The sequence below is a fragment of the Arthrobacter sp. 9MFCol3.1 genome (genome assembly GCF_000620385.1).
Taxonomy (GTDB): Bacteria; Actinomycetota; Actinomycetes; order Actinomycetales; family Micrococcaceae; genus Arthrobacter.
In genome coordinates this window covers 141,175-166,605 of record NZ_JIBJ01000003.1, presented here as the reverse complement: position 1 = coordinate 166,605, position 25,431 = coordinate 141,175, and the positions used below count along the sequence as shown (strand labels likewise).

General features: G+C 67.4%; 24 protein-coding genes. 15 read left to right on the top strand and 9 right to left on the bottom strand.

The genetic code is table 11. The annotated features are described in order from the left end of the window. Positions 1-2 precede the first annotated feature (2 nt). The 6 genes from C560_RS0100805 to C560_RS0100780 all read left to right on the top strand — a co-directional run bounded on the left by C560_RS0100805 (position 3) and on the right by C560_RS0100780 (position 6,009). Positions 3-1,997 carry an aconitate hydratase gene (locus C560_RS0100805; RefSeq protein ID WP_026536751.1) on the top strand — a complete coding sequence of 665 codons (1,995 nt, stop codon included), beginning with the start codon at positions 3-5 and terminating at the stop codon, positions 1,995-1,997. A 6-nt stretch (positions 1,998-2,003) separates the two neighbouring features. Then, positions 2,004-3,089, top strand: a complete 1,086-nt coding sequence (locus C560_RS0100800; protein WP_051532924.1) for a DUF3616 domain-containing protein — start codon at positions 2,004-2,006, stop codon at positions 3,087-3,089. Positions 3,090-3,295: 206 nt separating this feature from the next. After that, a complete protein-coding gene (locus C560_RS20865) occupies positions 3,296-3,604 on the top strand; it encodes a hypothetical protein (protein WP_051532923.1) in 309 nt (102 codons plus the stop codon). A 74-nt stretch (positions 3,605-3,678) separates the two neighbouring features. Then, positions 3,679-4,194, top strand: coding sequence for a hypothetical protein (locus C560_RS0100790; protein WP_026536749.1), 516 nt, complete (start codon positions 3,679-3,681; stop codon positions 4,192-4,194). Between the two features lie 129 nt (positions 4,195-4,323). Next, entirely contained in the window at positions 4,324-5,595 is a 1,272-nt protein-coding gene (locus C560_RS0100785) for an MFS transporter (protein WP_026536748.1), read from the top strand. A gap of 96 nt (positions 5,596-5,691) precedes the next feature. Then, a complete protein-coding gene (locus C560_RS0100780) occupies positions 5,692-6,009 on the top strand; it encodes a hypothetical protein (RefSeq protein ID WP_026536747.1) in 318 nt (105 codons plus the stop codon). On the opposite strand, the gene C560_RS0100775 is transcribed toward C560_RS0100780, so the two are convergent. Both C560_RS0100775 and C560_RS0100770 read right to left on the bottom strand, forming a co-directional pair. Then, positions 5,954-7,714 (bottom strand): alkaline phosphatase D family protein, encoded by a 1,761-nt coding sequence (locus tag C560_RS0100775; protein ID WP_026536746.1) that lies wholly within the window; start codon positions 7,712-7,714, stop codon positions 5,954-5,956. The genes C560_RS0100780 and C560_RS0100775 overlap by 56 nt on opposite strands. 71 nt (positions 7,715-7,785) lie before the next feature. Continuing rightward, complete coding sequence (locus C560_RS0100770; protein ID WP_026536745.1) at positions 7,786-8,565, bottom strand: potassium channel family protein; 780 nt, start codon at positions 8,563-8,565, stop codon at positions 7,786-7,788. 198 nt (positions 8,566-8,763) lie between these two features. Between C560_RS0100770 and C560_RS0100765 the strand changes: the two genes are divergently transcribed. From C560_RS0100765 to C560_RS0100755, 3 genes are all read left to right on the top strand, one after another. Then, the gene (locus C560_RS0100765; RefSeq protein WP_026536744.1) at positions 8,764-9,615 is read left to right on the top strand and encodes an MIP/aquaporin family protein; all 852 of its coding nucleotides are present in this window, start codon (positions 8,764-8,766) and stop codon (positions 9,613-9,615) included. 36 nt (positions 9,616-9,651) lie between these two features. Continuing rightward, positions 9,652-11,553 (top strand): primary-amine oxidase, encoded by a 1,902-nt coding sequence (locus C560_RS0100760; RefSeq protein WP_026536743.1) that lies wholly within the window; start codon positions 9,652-9,654, stop codon positions 11,551-11,553. 90 nt (positions 11,554-11,643) lie between these two features. Next, entirely contained in the window at positions 11,644-12,855 is a 1,212-nt protein-coding gene (locus C560_RS0100755) for an alanine racemase (RefSeq protein WP_026536742.1), read from the top strand. A 3-nt stretch (positions 12,856-12,858) separates the two neighbouring features. Here C560_RS0100755 and C560_RS0100750 read toward each other — a convergent pair whose 3' ends face one another. The 3 genes from C560_RS0100750 to C560_RS20860 all read right to left on the bottom strand — a co-directional run bounded on the left by C560_RS0100750 (position 12,859) and on the right by C560_RS20860 (position 15,130). Further along, positions 12,859-13,143: a hypothetical protein gene (locus tag C560_RS0100750; RefSeq protein ID WP_043422227.1), complete on the bottom strand. Its 285-nt coding sequence runs from the start codon at positions 13,141-13,143 to the stop codon at positions 12,859-12,861. Between the two features lie 240 nt (positions 13,144-13,383). Then, the gene (locus C560_RS0100745) at positions 13,384-14,064 is read right to left on the bottom strand and encodes an FMN-binding negative transcriptional regulator (protein WP_026536740.1); all 681 of its coding nucleotides are present in this window, start codon (positions 14,062-14,064) and stop codon (positions 13,384-13,386) included. Positions 14,065-14,131: 67 nt separating this feature from the next. Beyond that, positions 14,132-15,130: a DMT family transporter gene (locus C560_RS20860; RefSeq protein WP_051532922.1), complete on the bottom strand. Its 999-nt coding sequence runs from the start codon at positions 15,128-15,130 to the stop codon at positions 14,132-14,134. Between C560_RS20860 and C560_RS0100735 the strand changes: the two genes are divergently transcribed. Next, the gene (locus tag C560_RS0100735) at positions 15,129-16,544 is read left to right on the top strand and encodes an aminotransferase-like domain-containing protein (protein WP_026536739.1); all 1,416 of its coding nucleotides are present in this window, start codon (positions 15,129-15,131) and stop codon (positions 16,542-16,544) included. The two genes, C560_RS20860 and C560_RS0100735, sit on opposite strands and share 2 nt — an antisense overlap. Before the next feature lie 15 nt (positions 16,545-16,559). Here the strand turns inward: C560_RS0100735 and C560_RS0100730 are convergent, their stop codons facing one another. Then, positions 16,560-16,964: a type II toxin-antitoxin system VapC family toxin gene (locus C560_RS0100730; RefSeq protein ID WP_026536738.1), complete on the bottom strand. Its 405-nt coding sequence runs from the start codon at positions 16,962-16,964 to the stop codon at positions 16,560-16,562. Between the two features lie 33 nt (positions 16,965-16,997). Continuing rightward, positions 16,998-17,336 (bottom strand): YnfA family protein, encoded by a 339-nt coding sequence (locus C560_RS0100725; protein ID WP_026266298.1) that lies wholly within the window; start codon positions 17,334-17,336, stop codon positions 16,998-17,000. Positions 17,337-17,560: 224 nt separating this feature from the next. Between C560_RS0100725 and ribA the strand changes: the two genes are divergently transcribed. The 5 genes from ribA to C560_RS20855 all read left to right on the top strand — a co-directional run bounded on the left by ribA (position 17,561) and on the right by C560_RS20855 (position 23,293). Beyond that, complete coding sequence (ribA, locus tag C560_RS23920) at positions 17,561-19,432, top strand: GTP cyclohydrolase II RibA (protein ID WP_026536736.1); 1,872 nt, start codon at positions 17,561-17,563, stop codon at positions 19,430-19,432. Positions 19,433-19,491: 59 nt separating this feature from the next. After that, positions 19,492-20,289 (top strand): dioxygenase family protein, encoded by a 798-nt coding sequence (locus tag C560_RS0100710; RefSeq protein ID WP_026536735.1) that lies wholly within the window; start codon positions 19,492-19,494, stop codon positions 20,287-20,289. Between the two features lie 118 nt (positions 20,290-20,407). After that, on the top strand, positions 20,408-21,265 hold the full coding sequence (locus C560_RS0100705; protein WP_026536734.1) for an SDR family oxidoreductase: 858 nt from the start codon (positions 20,408-20,410) through the stop codon (positions 21,263-21,265). 100 nt (positions 21,266-21,365) lie between these two features. Next, complete coding sequence (locus C560_RS0100700) at positions 21,366-21,872, top strand: universal stress protein (RefSeq protein WP_043422226.1); 507 nt, start codon at positions 21,366-21,368, stop codon at positions 21,870-21,872. 287 nt (positions 21,873-22,159) lie between these two features. Then, positions 22,160-23,293, top strand: a complete 1,134-nt coding sequence (locus C560_RS20855; RefSeq protein ID WP_155855693.1) for a hypothetical protein — start codon at positions 22,160-22,162, stop codon at positions 23,291-23,293. 62 nt (positions 23,294-23,355) lie between these two features. On the opposite strand, the gene trxB is transcribed toward C560_RS20855, so the two are convergent. Both trxB and C560_RS20850 read right to left on the bottom strand, forming a co-directional pair. Next, positions 23,356-24,348 carry a thioredoxin-disulfide reductase gene (trxB, locus tag C560_RS0100690; RefSeq protein WP_026536732.1) on the bottom strand — a complete coding sequence of 331 codons (993 nt, stop codon included), beginning with the start codon at positions 24,346-24,348 and terminating at the stop codon, positions 23,356-23,358. 130 nt (positions 24,349-24,478) lie between these two features. Next, entirely contained in the window at positions 24,479-25,120 is a 642-nt protein-coding gene (locus C560_RS20850) for a LysE family translocator (protein WP_051532919.1), read from the bottom strand. Positions 25,121-25,431 lie beyond the last annotated feature (311 nt).

The following is a 25,431-nucleotide window of genomic DNA, read 5'->3' as shown; positions in this document are numbered from 1 at the left end:
CCGTGGCCTACAACGTGGCCCAAAAGCTCATCGCATCCCATCTGGTGGCCGGGGAGATGATTCCCGGCCGTGAGATCGGCCTGCATATCGATCAGACCCTCACCCAGGACGCGACCGGGACAATGGTCATGCTTGAACTGGAGGCCATTGGGCTCGACCGGGCACAAACTGAGGTCTCCGTGCAGTACGTGGACCACAACCTGTTGCAGGCTGACAGCAGGAACGCTGAGGACCATGATTTTCTCCGCTCGGCCTGCCGCCGGTTTGGCCTGTGGTTCTCGAAGGCCGGAAACGGGGTGTCCCATCCGACCCACATGCAGCGGTTTGGTCGTCCGGGCAAAACCATGGTCGGCTCCGACAGCCATACCCCGGCCGCAGGGTCACTGGGGATGCTGGCAATCGGGGTCGGCGGCACCGAGGTAGCCCTGGCAATCGCAGGCGAGCCGCTCTACCTGAAGATGCCGGAGATCTGGGGCGTACGGCTTACCGGCAAACTGCCACCGTGGACCAGCGCCAAGGACGTCATTCTCGAAATGCTTCGCCGGCACGGCGTGAAGGGCGGCAAGGACCGGATCATCGAGTACTACGGTCCCGGCCTCGCCACGCTGAGCGCGATGGACCGGCACGTGATTGCCAATATGGGCGCCGAACTCGGTGCGACGAGCACGGTCTTCCCGGCCGACGACCAGGTCCGGGCCTTCCTGCGCTCCGAACAGCGCGAGGGCGACTTCACCGAACTCCTCGCCGATTCCGATGCCACCTACGACGTGACCGAAGAGATCGACCTGGCCACGATCGAGCCGCTCATCGCCCTGCCCAGCTCGCCCGGCAACGTCGTTCCGGTGCGGGAAGCCGCAGGCAGGCCGGTGGCGCAGGTCGTGATTGGGTCCTCAGCAAACCCGGGCCTGCGCGACTTCGCCATCGTCGCCGCCATCACGAAGGGGCGGCAGTGCCATCCCGGACTCTCTTTCGACGTCAACCCTAGTTCCCGGCAAATCCTGCAGGACCTCACCAAGATGGGGGCCACGTTTGATCTGATCAGCGCCGGAGCCCGGCTGCATCAGACCGGATGCATGGGCTGCATCGGGATGGGACAGGCCCCGGCGAACGGAAGCAACAGCCTGCGCACCATGCCCCGCAACTTTCCCGGCCGTTCGGGCACGAAGGAGGACTCGGTCTACCTGTGCTCACCGGAAACGGCCGCGGCTGCCGCACTCACCGGGACTATCACCGACCCTCGGGACCTAACGGAACTCTTCGACCTTGAGTACCCCGAGATCAAGCTTCCCGAGGTGTCGAGCGTGAACGTGGCCATGTTGGAGGAACCGTTGGCGCCGGAGGAAGCCGCCAGCGTGGCGCTGGTCAAGGGCGAAAACATCTCCTCGCTTCCGGTCTTTGGTCCCCTCGCGGACCGCATCGAGGCACCAGTGGCCCTGGTGGTGGGCAACGACGTGTCGACGGACGAGATTCTGCCCGCCGGTGCCCGCGTCCTGCCCTACCGCAGCAACATCCCCAAACTCGCCGAATTCACCTTCGACCAGCTCGACCCCACCTACGCCGCCCGCGCCGCAGGAACCCGCGACTCGACAGGGCACATCCTGGTCGGCGGCACGAACTACGGCCAGGGATCCTCACGCGAACACGCAGCTATCACCCCGCGCTTCCTCGGGCTGCGCGCGGTGGTGGCCGTCTCGTTCGCGCGGATCCACTGGCAGAACCTGGCCAATTTCGGCGTCCTCGCACTCGAGTTCACAAATGCGGCCGATCACGACCGCATCGAGCAGGGCGATGTGCTCGCGCTGACAGGGATACACGACGCCCTCGTCACAGGCAAGGAGATCCTCGTGCAGAACCAGACCCGCGGCGAGGTCTACAATGTGCGGCACAGTCTCTCCAGCCGCCAGGTGGACATGCTCCTGGCGGGTGGCCTCATCCCCTGGCTGCGGGAACGGAGAGCGCGGGAAAAGCTGCCGATCACCGCTGATGGGAATGGGTGATCCGCGGTGAGCGGATGGCCGCGGCCGGACGAGCCCTCCGGCGAAATCACCCTCGTACTCGACCAGCTCAGCACCCTGGATCCGAAGGATGACCTCCGCGACGGGTTGTCCGCGGTCGCCCGGCAGGGTTCCCACCTGTGGGTCGCCAATGACGAGACGACCAGCCTCGAGCGGCTCACCCTGGAGGCCGGCGGCCAGGCCCGCACCCACCGCAGCTTCGATCTCACCCACATCCTTGAGCTGCCCGGGGACAGCGGTGAGATGGACATCGAAGGCCTCGATGTCGAGAACGACACGCTGTGGCTGGTTGGATCGCACAGCTCAGCCCGCCGACAGGTCAAGAACAACGCCACGCCCGCAGAGGCGCAGAGATCCCTGGCGACAGTGGAGGTCAGCCAGCGCCGCCGGGTGTTGGCGCGCCTTTCGACTAAGCCCCTCCTCGATCCGGGCGCCAGCCCGACGGGTCAGCAGCAGCGCCCCGCCGTGCTGGGCCTCGGCCGGGGCACCGACCTGGTCGATCTCCTGGCCGATGACCCACACCTTGGAGACTTCATCCACTCATCGAAGACCGGCCGCCCGATCCCGGGCAAGGACAACGGCATTGACTGCGAGGGCCTCGCCGTGGCGGGCGACCGGGTCTTCATCGGTTTGCGCGGGCCGGTGCTGCGTGGGTGGGCGATGATCATCGAGCTCCAGGTTGGTGACGGGCCCGGCCTGGAACCGCAGCCGATCGGTCCCGGGAACCGTCGCTACCGCAAGCACTTCCTTCGCCTGCAGGGTTTGGGCGTGCGGGATCTGTGCCGTCACGGCGAGGACCTGCTCGTCCTGGCCGGCCCCACCATGGAACTCGACGGGCGCGCGGCCGTGTTTCGCTGGCGGGGCGCGCTGACCTCCCAGGCCGAGGCCGTCCTGGCGAAAGACGACCTGCATTGCGAATTCGACGCACCGTTCGGTGAGGACGAGGACCATGCCGAAGGGATCACCGTTCTCGACGACGGCAGGTCCGCCTTGGTGCTGTACGGGACGCCGGCGGGCAAACGCAAGACCGGACGCCACGCGATCAGAGCCGACGTCTTCCGCCTCGGGAAATAGGCATCAGCGCCGCGACCGAACCGCGGCGCTGTGGACGTTCCGAATGCGTAGTCGGCCGCAATAACCCGAGAGGACTGCGAGAGACGCGACACCAGATGGGGCCCGGGGTCCGGGTCCGCGCCCCGCTCCTGCTCTGGCGCACACCGGCGCAGGGGGCGAGAATGGGGTCGTGCTCACCCTGATCGAACCCCACGGGAAGGACTGTCATGACGCTGTATCAGCCTGAACCGGTCGAAATCTCAACGAGGATGCGGCCGGGGGAGTGGACCGAGGAAAGCCTGGAGATGCTCGTCGCGTCATATCGCGAGCAGCTGTCGCGCATGGGGGCGGCCGCCTCCGAGATCGACATCGTGATCGACCGCGACGACGGAGGCGGGGTCAGCGTGGTGGCGTCCTGGCTCAAGCCTGACGTGGCGCAGGAACTAACAGAGGTGACGGACGACGCCGGGCTCGTGGCGATGGATCCCGACGCCGGGTCAATGCGGCCGGCGCACGACGATTCGGCGCCCCAATAGAACTTCTGGGCCTGCCATGACCTCCGGTAGGGTGATGTTTCCCGAAGCAACCCTTCGATCAGAGTGGAGCATTCATGGCACCGCAGATTTCCGGAATAATCGATAAGAAATTGTTCGGGCTCTACCTCTCGGACCACCTCGCGGGAGCCACAGCGGGGCAGGGCCGCATAGAGCGCATGGCGCGCGACTTCACGGACACTCCCTTCCACGCCGAACTTGCAGCGCTTGCCACCCAGATCAGGGAGGAGCGGGAGTACCTGCGCGGACTCGTGGGCGATTTTGGCCTGCCACGGCGAACTCCGCGGCGGGTGGCGGCGTGGGTCGCGGAGCGTGCCGGCCGACTCAAGCTCAACGGGCGGGTGGTGAGCCGCTCGCCGATGACGCTGGTGCTGGAGTCCGAGGTCATGCGGTCGGCGGTGATGGGAAAACTGGGGCTGTGGCAGACGCTGCAGGACCTCTCCGGCGATCTGGGACTGGACGGTGCCAGGTTCGACGGACTGGCCACCACGGCACGCGAGCAGATCGCCACCCTGGACCGGGTCCATGAATACGCCCGCCGGCGGTCGTTCTACACCAACCAGGGCAGCTGAGCCGGCCGGGCACCTTCGGCTCGATCGTTTCGCGTCATGCCCCTCGCCTGATGTGCACTGGCGCGCGCCGGCAACGGAGACGAGAATGGCCTCGTGCTCCCTCCTCGCCCCGGCGGGGACGGCGATACGATGAACGCCGCCGCCCGAAAGATTCAGCGCATCTATCTCACGTTGACGCTGGGCAATACCCTTGCGGCTTCGTTCATCTGGGGGATCAACACCCTCTTCCTGCTCGACGCCGGGCTCAGCAACTTCGAGGCGTTTGCCGCGAATGCCTTCTTCACAGCCGGCATGGTGTTGTTCGAGGTGCCCACCGGGGTGGTTGCGGACGGCTGGGGCCGGCGCGTCTCGTTCCTGCTCGGAACCGTGACCCTCGCCGTCTCGACCTACTTCTACTACCTGCTCTGGCAGTTCTCCGCCCCGTTCGGGTGGTGGGCGGTAGTGTCGGTCCTGCTCGGCCTCGGCTTCACCTTTTTCTCCGGAGCGGTGGAGGCCTGGCTCGTCGATGCACTGCGCTTCTCGGGGTTTGAGGGCGGGATGGAAGCAGTGCTTGGACGCGGCCAGATGGTCTCCGGGGTCGCGATGCTCGCCGGCTCCGTGGCCGGCGGCGTGATCGCGCAGGCCACCAATCTGGGCGTGCCGTTCCTGATGCGCGTGGGCGTGCTGCTGGCCATGTTTGCGGTGGCCTTTGGGCTCATGCGCGACGTCGGGTTCACCCCCGAACGTTCGACCCATCCCCTCCAGGCGACCCGGGCCGTACTTGCCGCCTCGATTGAGAACGGATTGAAGAATCCGCCCGTACGTTACGTGATGCTGGCCGCGCCGTTCACCTTCGGCGTCGGGATCTATGTGTTTTACGCCCTGCAGCCGTACCTGCTCGAGCTCTATGGGGACTCCCACGCGTATTCCGTCGCGGGCCTGGCGGCGGCCATCGTGGCCGCGGCGCAGGTGCTCGGCGGCTGGATGGCTCCCCGCGTCCGGCGCCTTGTCCGCCGGCGCACCACCGTGTTGATCCTGAGCAGCATCGTGGACATGGTGATCCTGGTGGTGCTCGGGTTCACCCACGTGTTCTGGGTGGCTCTGGTGCTGTTGGCACTCTGGGCAGTGGTGTCCTCGGCCGGCATCCCGGTGCGGCAGGCGTACCTGAACGACATGATCGCCTCGAAGCAGCGCGCCACAGTGCTCAGCTTCGATTCACTCATGGGCTCAAGCGGTGGCGTGGTGGTCCAGCCGCTGCTCGGCCGGGCGGCAGATATGTACGGCTACGCGGCGTCGCTGGCGATCGGCGGCGTGATCGAGTTGATCGCGGTGCCGTTCCTGCTGGCGAGCCGCCGGCAACGCCACCAGGCCGATCAGGCCAACGCCCCGACCAGCACCAACACCGGAACCCAGCCGGCATAAGACGCCGGCCGGAATAACACTTCGGCCTCGCTCCTTACTTGGCGGGGCCTTCCGGGCCTACAGTGGGCGTGTAGAACCGTCGACAGGAGCGCCTCAGTGATTACCCTGCAGATCGAACACCAGGTCCGGGATTTTGACATGTGGCGGAGGGCTTTTGACAGCGATCCGCTGGGCCGCGCCGCGTCGGGCGTGCGGTCATTCCGGATCTCGCGCCCGCTTGACCAGCAGGATTACGTGATGCTGGAGATGGACTTCGATACGCAGGCGGCGGCGGTGGACTTCCTGGGCCGGCTGCAGAACGATACGTGGAAAACGGGTGTGACGGCGCCGGCGCTGGTCGGTGAGCCATCCACCAGAATCATCGAAACGGTCGCCATCGAGAACGTGGCAGCCCCTGAGCGCGAGCTTCGGTAGAACGTCTGGAGCCTGCGTTTTCCTGCTGTCCCTTGACGGGGTCCTGCGTGCTCCGCGGAGACACCGTGAGGGTAGCGACGCGTTCCAGCCTCGGATGCAGGTGGTCGCCGTCGTCCACCACCCCGGTCTGCCACCACAATTTCAGCCCTTCCGGTACCGCCTCCAGGTAGGCCACGTTGTTTTGGAACCAGGGTCCCCGCATGCCGGACCAGTGGAACGGCGGGTCCGGCACCTTGGCCGATCGCGCGACCAAGGCGCCCACCGGCGTGGCCAGGCCGTAGGACATGATGGCCGCGAAGGACCTCATCAGGCGGGGCAACGGGTTGCGGATGGGGGAGCAGACGGCCTGCAGGATCCGGCTGCCCGAGGCACGGTCCACCTCCGCAACGTAGGAGTAGTGGACGTCCCCGGAGAGGAAGGTGATTGTTTCCGGCGCCGGGCCGCGACTGCCGTCGGCGACCTCGGTGGCCATGGCCGCCAGTTCCCGGAAGCTGTTTTGGAATGCGCCCCAGTGTTCAAGGTCCAGCGCCTGGCGCAGCTTCTCGCCGGCCCAGGCGGCACGTTTTCCCCACGCACCTTCAGAGACCGCCTCATTCCACGACTCGACGTAGTGCAAGCCCATCGGCAACAGGAAAGGCAGGGACGTCGCCACGAGCAGGTGGCGGAAGCCGCCTTGCATCCGGTCATCCAGCCAGGCCATTTCCACCGCATCAACCAGCGCCCGGTCGTCCGGCGTCAGGTCCCGGGCTGCGCGGGAGTCAACCACGATCAGCCGGGAGTCGCCGAAGTCGCGGCAGTAGCTCCACCGATAGGATTTCGGGTCCCGATCAGCCCGCTCCGCGAAACTGTCCAGCTCGGCGCCCACATCGACCTCATCCTCGCCTGTGTGCCCGGTGATCCGCTGCCAAACGGCATCCTCCGCCCGCTCCTGCGGTGACAGGTTCCCCAGATGCTGGTAGACCCAGTACGAGGCCAGCCCCGCGACGATCCGCCCATGCCACCACGAGGTCGCCTCCATCTTCTGCTTCCAGCTCAGCGAGGTATTCCAGTCGTCGCGAATGTCGTGGTCATCGAAGATCATGGCGCTGGGCAGGGTGGACAACAACCACCGGTTCGCGGGGTCTGACCAGGCCAGGAAGTACAGGTGGGCGTACTCCTCGTAGTCCTTGAGCTCTTCGCCGGGGGGTGCCTTGATGTCGCGCCGGGAGCGGATGAACTCCTGCATCTGCTCGCTGGTCAAGTCGGCGTACACCTGGTCCCCAAGGAAGGCCAACAGATCCGGCCACGGCAGGTCCGTGCCGGTGGCCATCTTCAGCGCGTAGGCGCGCAGTGAGTCGACGCCGTGGGTCCGGTTGCCGGATGCATCGTGCGGGACGCTGGTCCTGCACGAGCCGTACGCCATCCGCAGCGGCTTGCCGGTGGCCAGGGTAGCGATCATGGACGGCGGAAACCCCGACGAAGGGTCGGGCCAGACCTGCGTTCCGTTGACATCGAGGGCGTACGGCGTAACCGTGCCCGGCTCCAGCCCGTCCAATTCCACCAGCGCGTAGTGGTGGCCGTGAACTGCAAACGTGCGGGCCTCCCAGTCCCGGCCGCCGGCGCGGATGGAAACCCGGGCAGCGGCTCGGGTCTCCACCCAGACACTCGCCGACGTCTCATCCACGTACCGCATCATGGGGCCGAGCACCAAGGCAGAGGTGGTCATGAACTAGTTGTACCCGCTCCGGCCGGTTGCGGCCATGGCGTCAGGAAAGTCCAAGCAGAGAGTTGGCAGCGTCATTGCCCCCGGCGTGGTTCCTTGGGTGTCCCTCCAGCATCCGGGCCGCCGCCGGATTCGCCCGGTCCCTGGGCCAGCTGGTCATGGAGCCGGTTGATCTGGGCCACGAGGCGGGCGCGTTCCTCGCTGCCAATGCCGTCGCCCGTTCTCTTACGCAGTGTGGTTGCTGCGGTCACACTTTCAACGAGCCAGGAGGACACCACCGCGGTGACCATGCTCAGGACTGCAAACCCGCCGACCATCAGGGTGGCCGCAGCCCACCGGCCAGGAACGGTGACGGGGTAATAATCGCCATAACCAATCGTTGTGATGGTGACAATCGCCCACCACAACGAGTCGCCCATCGAGGTGATGTTCGCGTTCGGCGCGCCCTTTTCGAAATTGAAGACGCTCAAGGCGACTGTGTAGAGCAGGAGGATCGCGGAGACAATGACGTAGGCCAGGACGCGGGTCCTGATGGCGGTGCCCGGGGCCCGTTCCATGACGCGGCGCAAGGTGAACGGACGCAGGAGCCGCAATGGCCGCGCTACCGGAAGCACCACCATAAGCAGGTCCAACGGATGGCGGACGAACCACCGGCCCCGCTGGGGCGCCAGGAGCAACTTCACAATGTAGTCGACGCCGAAGGCGACCCACGTTGACCCCACGACGATCCCGAGGAGGTCGGCGTAGGGCTGCGGCGGTTCCACAATGACCAGGACGGAGTAGGCCGCCAGAAAGACAAAGGCCGCACCGACGAGGGGCCACTCGGAATACTTCTGCCAGGTTTCTTGCCTCATGGCTGAATGCTAGGACTTTGACCCGCGGATGTCCTTACGAAATTGCCGTACTGTGCCCAAGCCAGCCACCAATGGGCAGCGAGCCACCCGCGCAGCGCTGACAACCGTCGCCGGCAGCGGTACATTGGCCTTCTGAGGTGGCAGACCGAGGCTGGGCACGGCAGACCACATGGCCAGAACCTGCGGAGGCGGAGAGCCATGGCGGCAAATCAGGACAAAGAGGGCGCTGGCCGGGACCACGCGCATCACCACGCCATCCCCAACGTGCTCGGAACAGTGGAGCAAAGCGTCCTGCAGCGGATTGAGGACTTCAATGATCCGCGCCAGGAATGGCGGCGCCTGTTCTCTGAGTTGTACGGCACGTTCCTGCTCGTGATCGTCGCGGCCGGCGGCGGCATGATGGGCCAGGCGTTCCCCGGTGTCATCAGCCGCACGGCGGCAGTGGTGGCCCCGGGCCTGATGGTCATGGGCATCATCTTGTTCATGGGCAAGATCTCCGGCGCGCATCTGAACCCTGCGGTCAGCATTGCGTTCGCGCTCCGCGGTGACTTCCCGTGGCGCCGCGTTCCGGGCTACATCGTTGTTCAGCTCATCGGAGCGACGCTCGCCTGTCTGCTGCTGCAGGGCGTGATCGGGGTCTCCGCCACTTACGGTTCAAACTATCCGGCGGCGGGCTATACGGCCGGCGCCGCGTTCCTGATGGAGGCACTGCTGACGATGGTGCTGGTCAGCGTCATCCTGGGAACCGCCTCCGGGGCCCAGAACGTCGGGCTGTTTGGGGCGTTCGGGGTCGGCGCGTACATTGCCCTGGCAGGCCTGTGGGGCAGCCCCATCTCCGGCACATCGATGAATCCGGCACGAACGTTCGGGCCGGATCTCGCCGGCGGAAATTTCAGCGACTACTGGGTGTATGTCGCCGGGCCGCTGGTCGGCGCGGCGGCCGCCGTCGGTATCGCGTTCATCCTGCGCGGAGCGGGCGGCGGGAGGTCGGGCTCGGGAGCGGCGCAGGGTGCCCTCTTCACCGAGGCCGCCGAGGAAGAGAAGCCGTAGCGGGCCGTGAACGTGATCTCGGAGAAGGAGAGCACAGTGAGAAGGTCCGCCCCGTTTCATCCACTGGATCCGCTGAGCGAGGACGAGTTCCGTGCAGCGGCGGCCCTTCTCGCCAGCGCACAGGGCGTCGCGTTTCCAGCGTGGCGGCTTGCGGCCATCGAGCTGATCGAACCGGAAAAGGCTGCCGTCGTGGCCTTCGAAGCCGATGCGGACGCGCCGACTCCGGAACGGATTGTCGGCGTGAACTGCTTTGAGCGGTCCTCAAACAAGACCTACCAGGCGCGGCTGTCGCTGACCCGCGGGGTTGTCATCTCTTTCACCCATATCGCTGGCGTTCAGGCGAACATGACCGTGGACGAGTGGGAAGAAGCTGACGCAGCACTGCGCAGCCACCCGCAGGTGATCGCTGCGCTTGCCAAGCGCGGCATCACTGATCTGTCCCTGGTCTTTATGGACGTGTGGACCTATGGCCTGTCACTGATCCCGGAGAGGTACCAGGGCCGCCGGATCGGCTGGTCCGATACGTGGGTCCGTGCCCGCCCGGGCGCCAACCCCTATGCTGGGCCGGTCAACGGGTTCCACTGCGTCATTGACCTGGCTTCCATGGAGCTGCTGGACATCGAGGACACCTTTGCGGTCGACCGTCCCGAAATCATGGGCGAATATGTCCCGGCGCTGATCCCGGACCGGCTCCGCGACGCAAGCGCCCGTGAACCCCTGAAGCCGCTGGACATTGTCCAGCCCGAGGGCGTTTCCTTTCAGATGGACGGCAACAGGATCAGCTGGCAGAACTGGTCCATGCGCATCGGGTTCAACTACCGCGAAGGCCTGACCATCCACCGGGTCAGCTATCGCGACGGCGGCCGCGAACGGCCGATCGCGAACCGCCTGTCCTTCGCCGAGATGGCCGTTCCCTACCGGGATCCCGGTGATGACCACTACAGGCGCACCGCGTTCGACGTCGGCGAATGGGGTCTGGGATTCATGACGACGTCGCTGGAACTGGGCTGCGACTGCCTCGGGGAAATCCGGTATTTGGATGCCGTCATGCACAATTCTGCGGGGGAGCCCTACACCATCAGGAACGCCATCTGCGTCCACGAGGAGGACGCAGCGGTGTTGTGGAAGCACATCGACCACGACGGCGGCATGGAAGTGCGCCGTATGCGTCGACTGGTGATTTCGTTCCATGTCACCGTGGCCAACTACGAATACCTGGTCTACTGGCGCTTCTACCAGGACGGGAACATTGAGTGCGAGGTAAGGGCTACTGGAATCATGGTGGTCAGCCATTTCGGCGAGGGCCAGCAGCATCCGAGCGGAACGCTGGTGGACAACCGGACCTACGCACCCTTCCACCAGCACTTCCTCGTGGCCCGGCTCGACCTGGACATCGACGGAACGGCAAACACGGTTTACCGCTCGGAAACCGCGATGGTCCCGATGGGTCCGGACAATCCGTACGGGCTCGCACTGCATCAAAACAAGACCCCCATCACCGCCGAGGGGCACGACGACTATTCCTGGGAGACCCAGCGGGCCTGGACGGTGACGAACGACAACTCGGTCAACGGACTCGGGACCCCGGTGTCGTACAAGTTGGTGCCCGGCGCAGCTTTCCCGTCATTCTTTGACCCGGCGTCGCCGGTCTTCCAGCGCGCGGAGGTCATTGGGCACACAGTATGGGTGACACCCAATGATGCCAAGGAACGCTGGCCGGCGGGCGAGTTCGTGAACCAGGGCGCCGGCGGGCTGGGCATGCCCGAATGGGTGCGGCAGGGGCGGTCCGTGGAAAACACCGACGTCGTCCTTTGGTACGTCTTCGGCATTCACCACATCCCGCGGCCGGAGGAGTGGCCGGTCATGCCGGTGGACACTGTCGCGTTCTGGCTCAAGCCGGCCGGTTTCTTCGACCGGAACCCGGCGCTGGACGTATAGGCGGCCCCGGCCAGTTCCGCCAGAGGCACGTCACTCCAGTAGATTTGGCGGAGTCGAGGCAGCATTTGGACCGAAGAACAGGGGATACGTGTGAGCAGGCTGAGCGGACGATCGGACGGAACCGATGCGGACTTGGCGGCAACGTCCGTCACGGCGCCGGCGTATCCGCAACTGCGGCTCAATAGCGCTGCGCTCGAGAACAACATCGGCATAATGGCGGCGTGGTGCCTGGAGCGGGGCGTCGAGCTCGCTCCTCATGTCAAGACGACGATGTCGGCACCGATCATCGAGCGGCAGCTGGCTGCCGGCGCGGTCGGCGTCACCGTCGCCACCGTGGATCAAGTCGCCTCGGCACTGCGCTGGGGTCATCAGCACGTCCTCGTCGCCAACGAGATTGTCGACACGTTCGGACTGACTCGTGTCCGTGCCTGGCTTCAAGAGGATCCTGCCCGGGAAATCCGCTGCTTCGTCGATTCGGCAGCGGGCGTGAAGGTGGCGGCCGAGGTCTTCGAAGGCGCGGCGGCCGACCTGGAGGTGCTGATCGACGTCGGAACCCCCGGCGGGCGCACTGGCATCCGCAGCCTGTCCGAGGGGCTGCGCCTGGCCGGGCTGGTCCGGGCCACGCCGGGACTGAGGCTGGTGGGTGTTGCCGGGTACGAAGGTGTCGCGCCGAACAGCCGCTCTGAGGAAACGGTCGCAGCGGTTGACCGGCACTGCCGGCTGGTGCGGGACGTCTATCTGGACGCGGCGGAGTTCTTTGAGACCGCCACTCCCATCTACTCCATGGGTGGGTCTGCGTTCCCGGACCGCGTGGTGGAGTTCCTTCCCGGCCGCGGCCAGGTGCCCGGGACGCGGACTATCCTCCGCTCAGGGTGCTACGTCACCCACGACCACGGCACCTATGCCGCCGTCAGCCCCGTTCCGGGACTCATTCCGGCGCTGTCCGTTCGCGCGACGGTCCTGTCCACCCCCGAAGACGGGATGGCCGTCGTCGGTGCCGGCAAACGGGACCTTCCCTACGACGCCGGACTGCCCAACGTCCTCTCGGTCCGGACCGCGGAGGGAGCCCTCAAGCCCGGCGCAACCGCCGCGGTGCGCAATCTCTTCGACCATCACGCGGTGCTCACCGGGGTGACCGGTCTGGATGTCACCGACACGGTGGATTTCGGGATATCCCATCCCTGTTCCGCGTTTGACCGCTGGCCCGATTACGTCCTCACGGACGCGGAGGGACAGGACACGGACGTGTGGCAGACCGACTTCCGCCGGTCCTCCCTGGCCCCTGGCTTCGGCCCGTCCTGACGTTCAATCCTTGAGCTGCCTGGTCAGCACTTCGAATTCCTCCACGCCCAGGATTTGCATGTGCTGCTCGGCGCTGGTCTCGGTGCGGATCTTGGCTGCGGCCTCCTGGCTGCCGGCGAGGGCCTGCTCGTCCTCCCACAGCGTGATCGACAGTGACTTCTTGTCCTTCCCCAGCAGGTAATAGATGCCCAGGCATCCCGGAAGCTGGAGCACCCGGTTGACGGTGTCCTCTGATGGTGCCCCCGAGCTGTCCGGGCCGGGCTGGTAGGTGCTGACGCGAGCGAACATGTCCATCCTCCTGAATCCGAGAGAGCCGGAGTGCGTGCCGCTCAGGCCCTTGAACGGGGGACCGGCCCTCCACGGTGGGCGGCCCTGGCGGGCGGTGGCCCGCGCTCCTCCCACCAGTAAGGACCCGGGAGCGCAGAAGCACAAGGCTCCTGTGTTGGTCTATCCGCCCTAGTCCGCCAGCCGTCAGCTGCAGCCGGGTCCACGGGGGCCGGTCGGATTACAGGCCCGGCCGGGCCAGGATCATGAAGCAGGACCGGCCGGGGTGTTGTCGGAGTGCGTGCATCGCATCTGTTCCGCGGCCCGTGCCCGCGCGTTCTCGACGTCGTTGGCGCTTTCGAGGTCACCGCGGTCACGCAGCCCGGCGACCACACCGTCAACATCGGCGTCGGGCCGGTTCTGGCTGAGTTTGTACTTCGCCTCGATCCGCGTGATGAGAAGTTCGACGCCGACGATCGCGCGCAGCTGGCCGGCAATGTAGCGCTCCGGGGCATCCTCGACGGTCCAGGGCCGTTCGGAGCCGGCCTCGTTGTGGTTGCTCAGCCGCCTCACATGGCTGGCCAGCCAGGCGGGATCGTCGTGGATGACCAGGGTGCCGTATACGTGGGCCGTGGAGTAGTTCCAGGTCGGCACCACGCGTCCGTGCTCTGCCTTGGACGCGTACCACCGCGGCGAGATGTAGGCATCCGCGCCCTGGATGATGGCGAGCGATTCGCCGAGGGCGGGTTCAGACCATTGGGGGTTGTTGCGGGCCAGGTGCCCGTGCAGCGCGCCGTGTTCACCGGCCGAGGGCTCGAAGACAAAGGGCAGCAGCGTGGCAAGCATGCCCTTCGCGGTGGCGGTCACCAGGTTGGCCGCGGACGGGCGTGTGAGCAGATGCCGGACAGAATCGGGGGTGGCGGCGAAATGTGCGGGGATGTACACGGAACTTCCATTCGGATTGTGGATTGGTCTGGGGCTGGGCGCCTTCGGGGGCGGGGCAGGTGACAGGTCAGCCGGGTTGTTTCACTGTCACGGTGTCGTCCTTCGCGTTGTCCTTCACTTCCGCCATGTTTCCCGCCGTCGTCCTCGCCGCACGTGGCCGGGACCGGACGGCCAGTCCGGCGCAGAGAATGACCGCGGTGCCGCCGATGATGGTCGCCCAGGTCAAGTCTTCGCCCAGTATGAGCGCGGCCCAGCCGATGCTCAAGACTGGCTGGACGAGCTGGATCTGGCTGACCTGCGCCATGGGACCAATGGCCAGGCCGCGGTACCAGGCGAAGAAGCCGAAAAACATGCTCACCACGCCCAGGTACGCGAAGGCCGCCCACTGCACGGGAGTAGCGGAAGGAGGCTGGCCGGCCACGGAGAACGCCGCTATGGCCACCATGAGGGGAGAGGCGAGAACGAGGGCCCAGGAGACGGTCTGCCACGAGCCGAGTTCGCGGGCCAGCAGGCCGCCTTCGGCGTAGCCGATCGCAGCGGACACGACGGCGCCGAACAGCAGCAGGTCGGCCGGCTGCAGGTCTCCGGTGCCGCCGGACTGCGCGGCGGCGAAACCGAATGCCGCAACCGCGCCGGCTCCGGTGATTATCCAGAAAGTCTTGGACGGCCGTTCGTGGCCGCGAATCACCGCCATGGTTGCGGTCGCCGCGGGGAGCAGGGCAATAACAACCGCGCCGTGGCTGGCGGGAACGGAGGTGAGGGCGAAAGAAGTCAGCAGCGGGAATCCGACCACCACTCCGCCGGCGACCACTGCAACGCGCGCCCACTGGACGCCCCGGGGCAGGCGCTGCCGGGTCAAAGCGAGGGCGAACGCGGCGAGAACGGTCGCCACAACAGCCCGGCCCGACCCGATGAACAAAGGAGACAACCCCGCAACCGCCACCCGGGTGAACGGCAGCGTGAAGGAAAAGGCGGCGACGCCGACCAGTCCCCACCACAGTCCAGTGGCCGGCCGGGACGATAACGGGTCATCAATTTGGAGAGTAGCGCTACTATTGTCTTTCATGTCCTACGATAGCACTTCACTCATGGCGGCGAAGCTCCGGGAATGGATCGCCGCCGCCGCGCCTGGCGCCCGGCTGCCTTCCACCCGGTCCCTGGTCGCCGAGTACCAGGCCAGTCCCGTGACCGTGCAAAAGGTCCTGCGGACCCTCTCCGCGCAAGGGCTGATCGAGAGCCGCCCCGGCGTCGGGACGTTCGTACGGGCCGTTCGGACAGCCCGGCCGGCGGACTACGGCTGGCAGACGGCGGCGCTGGGATCGCCTCGGGCGCCCCTCCGCCCCGTCTCCACTGCAATGCGCAGCGCCCCGAACGACGTCATCGCCTTCCATTCAGGCTATCCGGACCGGGAACTGCTGCCCGAGCGGCTGGTGAGGGCCGCCCTGACCCGGGCTGCCCGGGGTGAGGCTGCCCTGTCGCGTCCGCCTGCCGCGGGCCTGCCCGACCTGCAGTCCTGGTTCGCGCACGAGCTCCGGGCTTCCACGCCGGCCGGCGTCACCCCGCCAATGCCGCGCGACGTGATCGTGCTCCCGGGGAGCCAGGGCGGGCTCAGTTCCGTGTTCCGGGCGCTGGTCGGCAGCGGGCAGCCGCTGCTGGTGGAATCCCCGACCTACTGGGGGGCGATCCAGGCCGCGGCGCAGTCCGGGGTCCGGGTTGTTCCGGTACCCAGCGGTCCCGAAGGCCCTGACCCCGAGGACCTGGCCCGCGCTTTTGACGAGACAGGCGCGCGGCTGTTCTACGCGCAGCCGAACTATGCGAATCCCACCGGCGCGCGATGGCCCGCCCGCCGGCGCGAGCAGGTGCTCGACGTGGTGCGCGAATACGGTGCGTTCCTGGTGGAGGATGACTGGGCCCATGATTTCGGCATCACCACCGAGTCCGTGCCCGTTGCCAGCCTCGACGATTCCGGCCATGTCGTCTATCTCCGCTCCCTGACCAAGAGCGTGTCCCCGGCCATCCGCATTGCCGCGGTGATCGCCCGCGGCCCGGCACGTGATCGCATCCTGGCCGACCGGGGCGCCGAGTCCATGTACGTCAGCGGCGTGCTCCAGGCGGCCGCCCTCGACGTCGTGACGCAGCCGGGATGGCAGACGCACCTGCGCGGACTGCGGCTGCAGCTCCAATCCCGCCGTGATCTCATGCTCAGCAGCCTGCGGGAACTTGCCCCGCTGGCCCACGTTGAGCACGTGCCCACGGGCGGGCTCAATCTCTGGGCCCGCCTTCCTGACGGGACCGACGTCGACCAGTTCGTCGGGGACTGCGAGGCCGCGGGGGTCATCATCGCGGCCGGCAGCGAGTGGTTCCCGGCCGAACCCGCCGGACCGTTCATTCGACTGAACTTCGCCGGACCCAATCCGGGGGCTTTCCGGGAAGGCGCGCGGATCCTCGGCCAGGTGCTCGAACGCACCGCCGGGCAGTAGGTGGCAGCCGCCGCCCTAAGCCGGGGCGAGCAGCGCCTGGGGTGCCGCGAGCGTCACGAGGCCCTCCACGGCCCGGGCGAGCCCGGCGTCGAGCGTCACAAGGGCGTCTGCCTGAAGCCGGGCCAGGGCCACGTATTCGGCGTCGAAGGTGTCATCCCAGCCAAGTTGCTCGGCGAGGCTCCACGCGTGGCGTTGCAGGACGCGGTCGCCGAGGAGCCGGATGCGAAGGCCCCGGACGTAGTCGAGTTGACGACCGGCATCGGCTTGGGTCACGTCGCCGCGCCGGACTGACTGGTACAGGAGCGCAAGCAGCTGCGAGCGGAGGAGCGTCGGCGCCACCAGCTGGTGCTCATCTGCAACCGCCGCCCCGTCCAGGGCGAGATGAAGGGCCACGTCCGGGCCAATCACGAATCGGGTCATGGTTTCTGGATCCTTTCCTTGGTGCAGCAGCGGTCATCCGGCCTCGCGGGGCGCGAACATGATGACGGCGACCCCGAGCAGGCAGATGACCGAACCCAGGACGTCCCACCGGTCAGGGCGGAAGCCGTCGAAGATCATGCCCCAGGCCAGGGAACCGGCCACGAAAACGCCGCCGTACGCGGCGAGAATACGCCCGAAATGAGCATCCGGCTGCAGCGTCGCGGCGAAACCGTAGATGCCCAGCGCCACGACCCCCAGCCCGGCCCACCACCAGGCCCGGCCCTCGCGGACGGACTGCCAGACGAGCCACGCCCCACCGATTTCAGCAACGGCGGCGAGGACGAACAACAGGATGGTTTTCGGGATAGTCACGCCCTCATGATGGCACTGCCCCGCGGCCTCTCCGTAAGGGTGGGCGCCGACTCGCCCGCCCGGCCGTCATGCGGGGTCATGGCTTGCATGCCAGCCGCCCGGCCGATAACTTTAAGCTTCAAGTAAACGTAGGCCGGCAAGACCGCGTGACTCGTTGCCGCCTTGCCGGGGGATTCCGCGCCGGCCAGCGCCTGCACTTGTTGCCCAATACCTGAGGACCCGAGATGACCCTTGCGCCAGAATCCACTGCAACTACCAAGGCCGCGGCACCTTCGGCTGCGGTGCGCAGCCGCGTCTTGGTGCCGCTGCGTTTCCCGGACGGATTCGAGGCCGCGGCCGAGGTGCTGACCTTCAGCGGGCTCGCCGACGGGAAGGAGCACCTGCTGCTGGCCCTCGGCGAGTGGGAGCGGGTGCTGCACGGTGCGGCGCGTGGCGGCGCGGGACCCCTGGTGCGGCTGCACAGCGAGTGCCTCACCGGCGACGTATTCGGGAGCCAGCGCTGCGACTGTGGCCCGCAGTTGCGGGAGGCCGTGGAGCGGATTGCCGCCGAGGGAGGCTTCCTGCTCTACCTCCGCCAGGAGGGCCGCGGCATCGGCCTGTATTCGAAGCTTGACGCCTACGCCCTGCAGGATGGCGGCCTGGACACCTACGCGGCGAACCTGGCCCTGGGCCACGGCGAGGATGAGCGGGACTACACGGCGGCGGCCCAGATGCTGGAGGCAATGGGTGCCGGCACGCTGCGACTGCTCAGCAACAACCCGGACAAGGCAGCCCAGCTGACCGGCCTCGGCCTCGAGGTCTCCGGGCAGATCGCCACCGGCGTCCATGCGTCGGCGGCCAACCTCCGGTACCTGGCCGCAAAACGCGACCATACCGGCCACACGCTCGTGCTCCCGTCCGACGCCGGACCCGTCGCCGGCGCGCCGGGAGCCACGGCCGTCCCGACCCATGACGACATGCTCACCCGGGCCCAGGGGCTCGTGGCCGGCCTGCGCGAGCGGGCCGCGGAAACCGAGGAGCTCCGGCGCATTCCGGACGCCACCATGGCGGAGCTGCACGCGGCCGAAGTCTTCCACATGCTCTCCCCGAAAGGAGTCGGCGGATTCGGCATGGGGCTGGAAACCTACGTGGAGGTGGTGCGCCGCCTCGCCCGGGGGTGCGCCTCCACGGCGTGGAGCGCCGGTCATCTGATCGAACATGTCTGGATGCTCGCGCGGTGGCCCCAGAAGGCACAGGACGAGGTCTTCGCGAACGGGCCGGCTCCCTTGGCGGCCGCTACCGGGGCCCCGCCGGGACTGGCCAGGAAAGTGCCTGGAGGCTACTCCATCTCGGGCAGGTGGACCTTTGCCTCCGGGGTCATGCATGCCCAATGGGCCTTGCTCGCCGCGCAGCACGGCGACGTGCGCCTGCAGTGCCTGGTGCCGCTGGCCGACGTCGAGCTCCTCGACGTGTGGCAGACGGCCGGCCTGCGGGGCACCGGGAGCAATGACATTCAGGCGGCGGACCTGTTCATCCCGGAGCATCGAACACTGGACTGGGAACTCCTGGCCGGGGAAGACAATCCGGGGAGCCGGCTCCATGCGGATCCGCTGATCCACACCCCCATGGGCGCGCTGCTGAACATGGTGGCTCCCGCCGCCGCCCTGGGGTCTGCCGAATACGCGCTCGAACTGTTCCGCGAGCTGATCATGGTCCGCAAGGTCAAACACACCGTGGAGAACCGCCAGGCGGACTCGCCGCTCGCGCAAGTCCGGTATGCCCACGCCTACGGGCTGGTCGCCACCGCGCGGCTGCATTGGCAGGAAGCGGTCCGGGTGGTCTCCGCCGCCCATGCGCGCGGGGCTTCGACCATGACAGAGCCGGACCGCGCGCAGTACCGGCTGTCCCTCGCCCTGAGTGGCGAGGCGTCGGCCGAGGCCGTTCGCCTGGTCATGCTGGGATCCGGCGGGAGTGTCCACCGGCTGGCGCATCCGCTGCAGCGGATCCAGCGCGACGTCAATGTCCTGATGAACCATGCGGCGCTGACGAGGGACCCGGTTCTCGAGCAAGCGGGCCGGGGCCTTCTGGGGCTCGGGTTCACCGTGCCCTCGTTCTAACAAGCCCTCGTTCTGACAATAAACTTGAAGCTTCAATCAAAAAGAACTACGATGGTGCCATGACTCAGACCACTGACCGCCCCCCGGTTCTCTTCCTCAGCCATGGCGCGCCGCCGCTGGCCGACGACTCGACGTGGACCCGCGAACTCCACGACTGGTCCGGCACCTTCGGCAAGCCCCGGGACATCCTTATGGTCTCCGCCCACTGGGAGAACGCCCCCGTGACACTCAGTGCCACCGGGCGGGATCCCGGCCTGGTCTACGACTTCGGCGGCTTCGCGCAGAAGTACTACGAGGTGGCCTACGACGCCCCGCAGGCACCAGAGCTGGCTGCCGAAGTGGAGAAGCTCGTCGCCGGCCACGGCCACCACGTGCAGCGCGATGAAAGCCGCGGGCTGGACCATGGCGCCTACGTTCCGCTCAAGGAGATGTACCCCGACGCCGACGTTCCGGTGGTGCAGATGTCCATGCCGACGCTTGATCCGCAGGGATTGTTTGACCTCGGCATGTCGCTGGGGCCCCTGCGCGACCGGGGCACGCTGATCGTCGGGTCGGGATTCACCACCCACAACCTGCGCTGGTTCAATCCCGCCGGGGGGCCGGACACCGCCCCGCCCGCAGCCTCCAGTGAATTCGACCACTGGGCCGAGGAAGCCATGGCCCGCGGCGACGTCGACTCCATCCTCGACTTCCTGAACAAGGCACCCGCCGCCCGCGAGGCTCACCCCCGCAGTGAGCACTGGGCGCCGCTTTATGTTGCCCTCGGGGCGGCATACGGCGCGGGAGACATCCAGGCCAAGACGGCGATCGACGGCTTCTGGTTCGGGCTGTCCAAGCGCTCGTGGACCCTGACGTAGCGGTCGCACGACGTAACACGGGGAATGAACCGGACCGGGGTCCGGTTATGCCCGCCAGCGCCGGACCGCCGGCGGACCAGGACGTGACGTGGACTTGACCACTGATGAGGAGCGCAACATGACCATTGCAGTAACGGGTGCCACAGGACAGCTGGGCCGGCTGGTCCTCGATGAACTGCTCACCAGCCAGGAACCGGATTCGCTCGTGGCTATCGTGCGCGACGCCGCGAAAGCCGGGGAACTGGCTGCCCGTGGCGTCCAGGTGCGCGTCGCGGACTATTCCGATCCCGCGGCGCTTGAGGTTGCCCTGAGGGGCGTCGACAAGCTCCTGCTGGTCTCCGGCAGCGAAGTGGGCTCCCGGGTGGCGCAGCACGGCAACGTCATCGACGCGGCCAAGGCCGCCGGCGTCGGGTTCATCGCCTACACATCCGTGCTGGCCGCGGATACCACCGAGCTGATCCTGGCGCCCGAGCACAAGGCAACGGAGGAGCTCATCCGGGCGTCGGGACTCGACAACACCATCCTGCGCAACGGCTGGTACACCGAAAACTACGCCCAGACCGTGGAAACAGCCAGGCAGACGGGCGCCGTCGTGGCCGCTGCCGGTGACGGCCGGGTGGCCAGTGCCACGCGGGCCGACTACGCGGCCGCGGCCGCGGCGGTGCTCAGCTCCGCCGGGCACGAGGGCCGCACATACGAACTCTCCGGCGACGACGCCTGGAACTTCAAGGAACTGGCGACGGCGATCACCCGGATCGTGGGCAGGGAAGTTGTCTACCAGCCCGTCTCGGCACCGGAACTGGTCAAGGTCCTGACCGCTGCCGGCCTCGACGAGGGCACCGCGGGATTCCTCGCCGCCCTGGACACGGACACCGAGGCGGGCCTGCTGGCCACGGTCACGGGCGAGCTGTCCCGGCTGATCGGACGGCCGACGACGCCGCTGCTGCAGGCTCTGACGTCCGCCGCCGCGAGCTAATACGCACTAGGCCGGGAGTAGGCATAATGAAGTCGTGGATTCCCTCTGCACCCTCAGGGACTAGACGCCTGCACGTGCGGGGCCTCGACTGACAGGACCCATGGAAACTCCCGGTGATTTTGAGCAGGGCGGGGCCGGCCAGTGGCCGGACGGCCCGCTGGTTCTCGGCGTTCCGTGGGAATTCGAAGAGCAGCTGGTACGCACCGCCGCCGGGCTGGCCGCAATCTTGGGGGCGCACTTGATCTGCGCGTTCGTGGACCCGGCGAGCTATCTCACGGAGTGGGAGCCCGCCGGAGTCCTGGATGCCACCTCACTGGATCCTGCCCCGAATGTCGAAGCCGAATACCCAAGCTCGCAGGTGCTCAGCGGCCTCGAGCGCATCCTCGGCCCTCCCGGCGGGGCCTGGTCCTTCCGGGTGCTGAACGGGGACGTGGCCCATGCCCTGGGCCGGCTGGCGCAAAGCGCGGACGCGGCTGCGCTGATAGTCGGCGGGCAGCGGCCGGGGCGGATTGCCCGGATGGGCCGGCTCCTGGAGGGGTCGGTCGGCGTGTCCCTGACCCGCCTGCAGGCCAGGCCCGTGCTGATCGTTCCGCATGCGGGCCGGTGACCCGCCCGGGCCGTGCGGCGGTCCGGCGAAGTCGGTCCCGCACGGCCCGCGGCGCAGGTTCATCGGGCGTGGGTTCATCGGGCGCGGGTTCATCGGGCGTGGGTTCATCCGTTCTGGGTGACGGCCCCGCACCGCCGCGGCCCTAGCGTTGGAGTACCGCCGGTGTGCGAGCGCCCGGGATGCGCAGATTCCGGAAGCGGATGTGTCCCGAGCCCATTGCTGAAGCAAAAGGCACTGCCGCTGACGGCGGAACTGCACGACCCGTCAACGCCAGCGAATCGAAGTGAGTGATGGTAGACCCGAACAAGCCAGCAGCCGTCACGTCAGAGTCGCGGGCGCTCTTCATTGGCAGCGCCGCCTTTCTCGTCCTGGGCGGGCTCGCACTCCTGCTGACCGGGCGGGAACCGGTCCCGTTGTCCGGACGGGGTTCGGTCGGCGACATTGCGGCGATCGGCACGGCAGTGGTGGGCGCCGGGGCGGTGGTGGCCGGTTGCCTGCAACGTCGTCCGGCTCTCACACCGGAGGCCCGCGGTGGAGGCCGGATCCGCACGTCCATCGACATCGCCGCACTCGCGCTGGCCCACGCCTGCATTTACCTGCTCGGCTGGCTGGCGCTCTTTTCGCTGTTCCAGCAGGCGTTTATCGGTGCAGTCGTCTATCCCTTCGCGGCCGCAGTCCTTGTCGGCACCGCGGGAGCCATCAGCGCCTACATCGCCTACCTGTCCGCGCTCAGCATGACCGCCTACCGGCTCGCAGCCCTCCTCGCCGGCTTCCTGGTCACCGGCCTGCTCACGAGCATGCTCACTGCGGAGAACCCGCTGTGGTGGCAGGAGAACCTTAGCGCCCTCGGCATGAGCTCCGATGTCTCTGGGGTGGCGTTCAACTTCACCCTGATCGTCGCCGGCGTCGTCATCTCCACGCTGGCGGGCTATGCGACGGCGACCCTCGCGGCGACTGCGAAGTCCCCGGAGGCACTGCATCGGGTGCGGCTGCTCGAGGGCGGGATCGCCCTCATCGGCGTATTCCTCGCCTGCGTGGGATTGTTCCCGGTCGATGAGCGCTTCGGGCTCCACACCCTGGTCGCTTCCGGCATGGTGGTGATCTTCGCGTCCCTCATTGTCCGCATCCGCACGCTGGTTCCGTCCGTCCCGGCGACCTTCGCCGCGCTCGGGTGGCTCTTCCTGGCGGTCATCGTCGTCGCCGCGGTGCTGTGGTTCCCGGTGGGCTACTACAACCTGACCGCGGTGGAGCTCATCGCGGCGTCGCTGATCTTCGCCTGGCTCATCATCCTGATCCGCAACCTTGCAGCCGTCGATGCCGACCAGCTTGAGGCGAACCCGGCGGGCGGGCCGCTTGCACCGCCGGCTGAGCCTGTGGCCCGGCCAGTTTCCGCAACAGACACCGCGGCGACCGAGCCGTAAGCGCCGCGGGACCGGGCGGTGCCTGGGAACGCCGTGCGGAGGGCTGCTTCAGGCGTGGGAGCCTAGGAGTGCGTGGGTTCTTCCACCAGCGCGGTGGCGATGCTGTCTGCGTCGTCGAGCGCGGACAGGAAGCGTTCGGCGTCCAGGGCCGCGGCGCAGCCGGTGCCGGCGGCGGTGATGGCCTGGCGGTAGCGGTGGTCCACGGCGTCGCCGCAGGCGAAGACCCCGGTCAGGTTGGTGACCGTGGTGGGGGAGTCGACCTGGATGTAACCGTCGGCATCGAGGTCCACCTGGCCGGCCAGGAGTTCGGTCCGGGGCACGTGCCCGATTGCGACGAAGATGCCCGTGGCGGTCTGCTTCCGGGTTTCTCCGGTGCGGGTGTCGGTCAGGGTGACGCCGGTGACCTTGCCGTTGCCGTGGATCGCGGTGACGGCGGAGTTCCAGGCGAACCTGATCTTGGGGTTGTCCTTGGCCCGCTGGGCCATGATCCGGGAGGCGCGCAGTTCGCCCTTCCGGACCACCACGGTCACTGATTTGCCGAAGCGGGTCAGGAACGTAGCCTCCTCCATGGCCGAGTCGCCGCCGCCGACCACGATGATGTCCTGGTCGCGGAAGAAGAAGCCGTCGCAGGTGGCGCACCAGGACAGTCCGTGGCCGCTGAACTTCTTTTCCTCCGGCAGGCCCAGTTCCTTGTACGCCGAGCCCGTGGCGAGGATGACGGCGGGGGCTTCATGGGTCTCCCCGGCGCCGGTGACCACACGCTTCAGGTGCCCGGCGAGCCGGACCTCGGTGACGTCGTCGAACACCACCTGCGCGCCAAACTTTTCGGCCTGCTGCTGCAGGCCGTCCATCAGCTCGGGGCCTTGGATGCCGCCCGGGAAGCCGGGGAAGTTTTCCACCTCGGTGGTGTTCATGAGGGCGCCGCCGGCCGTGACCGCGCCGGCGATGACGAGCGGTTTGAGCCCGGCACGGGCGGCGTAGATCGCCGCGGTGTAGCCCGCAGGGCCGGACCCGACGATGATCAGCTTCTCGGTTGTCGTGGTTGCGGCGCTCACGGTCGGGCTCCTTCGGTGACGGTTACCGGGCATGTGCTGATCATCCCGCCCCGTGGGGCGCTTATCAACGCCCCGGGGTTGATCCCGAGTCCAGGCACCCGGGAACGCCGGGCGGGGGCTCCTCGGGCAGCTATGCGGACGCCAGCGTCTGCGTCAGGATGGTGCCGCCAACCCCGACCAGGACCGCGCCTGAACTCCCGACGACGATCCGGCTGGTCCGGGGCCGGGCGAGGACGCCGGTGACCTTCTTGAGCGCGCTGAGCAGCAGCACGTACCAGGCCAACGCGATCAGCAGGAAGATGCCGGCCATTAGTGCATGCTGGGCGAGGGGCGGCAACGGGGCGACATTGAATTGCGGGAACAGCGACAAGTAGAAGACGGCGACTTTCGGGTTGAGCAAGTTGCTCACCATCCCCTGCACGAAGGGCGAGGCCCCGCCGGGTTGGCGTCCTGCTGCCAGTGCCGGGGGTTGGCTGGGCTTGGGTTTCCTGGCGAACGCCTCAGCGAAGGCGCGCAGGCCCAGGTAGAGCAGGTACGCGGCCCCGGCAATTCTGATCCCCGTCCCAACTACTTCCGAGGCGCCCAGCAGCGCCGTGACACCGAGCACCGCCAGTGCGGCAAGGATCGTGTTGCCAACCATGATGCCGGCGGCGGCTGTGGTTGCCGCCCGGGTGCCGCGGGGCGCATTCCTGAGGACAAGCGCAAAGTCAGGTCCGGGCACCACCACCACGACCAGGCAGGTCAGCACAAAGGCCACCAGTTGTTCCAGCATCTGGGATTTCCTCCGGGCGTCAGGCTATGGCGGTGGGCGGTGAAATTCTGTCCGGCAACGAATCCCGGGCAGCCTTCTACGTTAGGCCATCCCGGGCAGGACCGGAGCGCAGCCCCGCCTCGTCCCCGGCGGAAGGGGGGGCAGCAACCTCACCCGCTGGGCATGATTCGGTCGCGAGTCCGGACAGCTAGCTTTGCATCAGCGTCGCTTTGCGGTGGGCGCTGGTGGGATGTGCCTGCAGGATCACGCTCATGCATGAACTGCCCGTTCTGCTCCAGAGGAGGCGACATGTCCGGTTGCGCGGTGGACCC

Bases quoted from the DNA above. Each gene is read 5' to 3' on its own strand.
- C560_RS20865 (WP_051532923.1), top strand. From the start codon at position 3,296: ATGACGCTGTATCAGCCTGAACCGGTCGAAATCTCAACGAGGATGCGG.
- C560_RS0100790 (WP_026536749.1), top strand. From the start codon at position 3,679: ATGGCACCGCAGATTTCCGGAATAATCGATAAGAAATTGTTCGGGCTC.
- C560_RS0100785 (WP_026536748.1), top strand. From the start codon at position 4,324: ATGAACGCCGCCGCCCGAAAGATTCAGCGCATCTATCTCACGTTGACG.
- C560_RS0100775 (WP_026536746.1), bottom strand. From the start codon at position 7,714: ATGACCACCTCTGCCTTGGTGCTCGGCCCCATGATGCGGTACGTGGAT.
- C560_RS0100770 (WP_026536745.1), bottom strand. From the start codon at position 8,565: ATGAGGCAAGAAACCTGGCAGAAGTATTCCGAGTGGCCCCTCGTCGGT.
- C560_RS0100765 (WP_026536744.1), top strand. From the start codon at position 8,764: ATGGCGGCAAATCAGGACAAAGAGGGCGCTGGCCGGGACCACGCGCAT.
- C560_RS0100750 (WP_043422227.1), bottom strand. From the start codon at position 13,143: ATGTTCGCTCGCGTCAGCACCTACCAGCCCGGCCCGGACAGCTCGGGG.
- C560_RS0100735 (WP_026536739.1), top strand. From the start codon at position 15,129: ATGTCCTACGATAGCACTTCACTCATGGCGGCGAAGCTCCGGGAATGG.
- C560_RS20860 (WP_051532922.1), bottom strand. From the start codon at position 15,130: ATGAAAGACAATAGTAGCGCTACTCTCCAAATTGATGACCCGTTATCG.
- C560_RS0100730 (WP_026536738.1), bottom strand. From the start codon at position 16,964: ATGACCCGATTCGTGATTGGCCCGGACGTGGCCCTTCATCTCGCCCTG.
- ribA (WP_026536736.1), top strand. From the start codon at position 17,561: ATGACCCTTGCGCCAGAATCCACTGCAACTACCAAGGCCGCGGCACCT.
- C560_RS0100710 (WP_026536735.1), top strand. From the start codon at position 19,492: ATGACTCAGACCACTGACCGCCCCCCGGTTCTCTTCCTCAGCCATGGC.
- C560_RS0100705 (WP_026536734.1), top strand. From the start codon at position 20,408: ATGACCATTGCAGTAACGGGTGCCACAGGACAGCTGGGCCGGCTGGTC.
- C560_RS0100700 (WP_043422226.1), top strand. From the start codon at position 21,366: ATGGAAACTCCCGGTGATTTTGAGCAGGGCGGGGCCGGCCAGTGGCCG.
- C560_RS20850 (WP_051532919.1), bottom strand. From the start codon at position 25,120: ATGCTGGAACAACTGGTGGCCTTTGTGCTGACCTGCCTGGTCGTGGTG.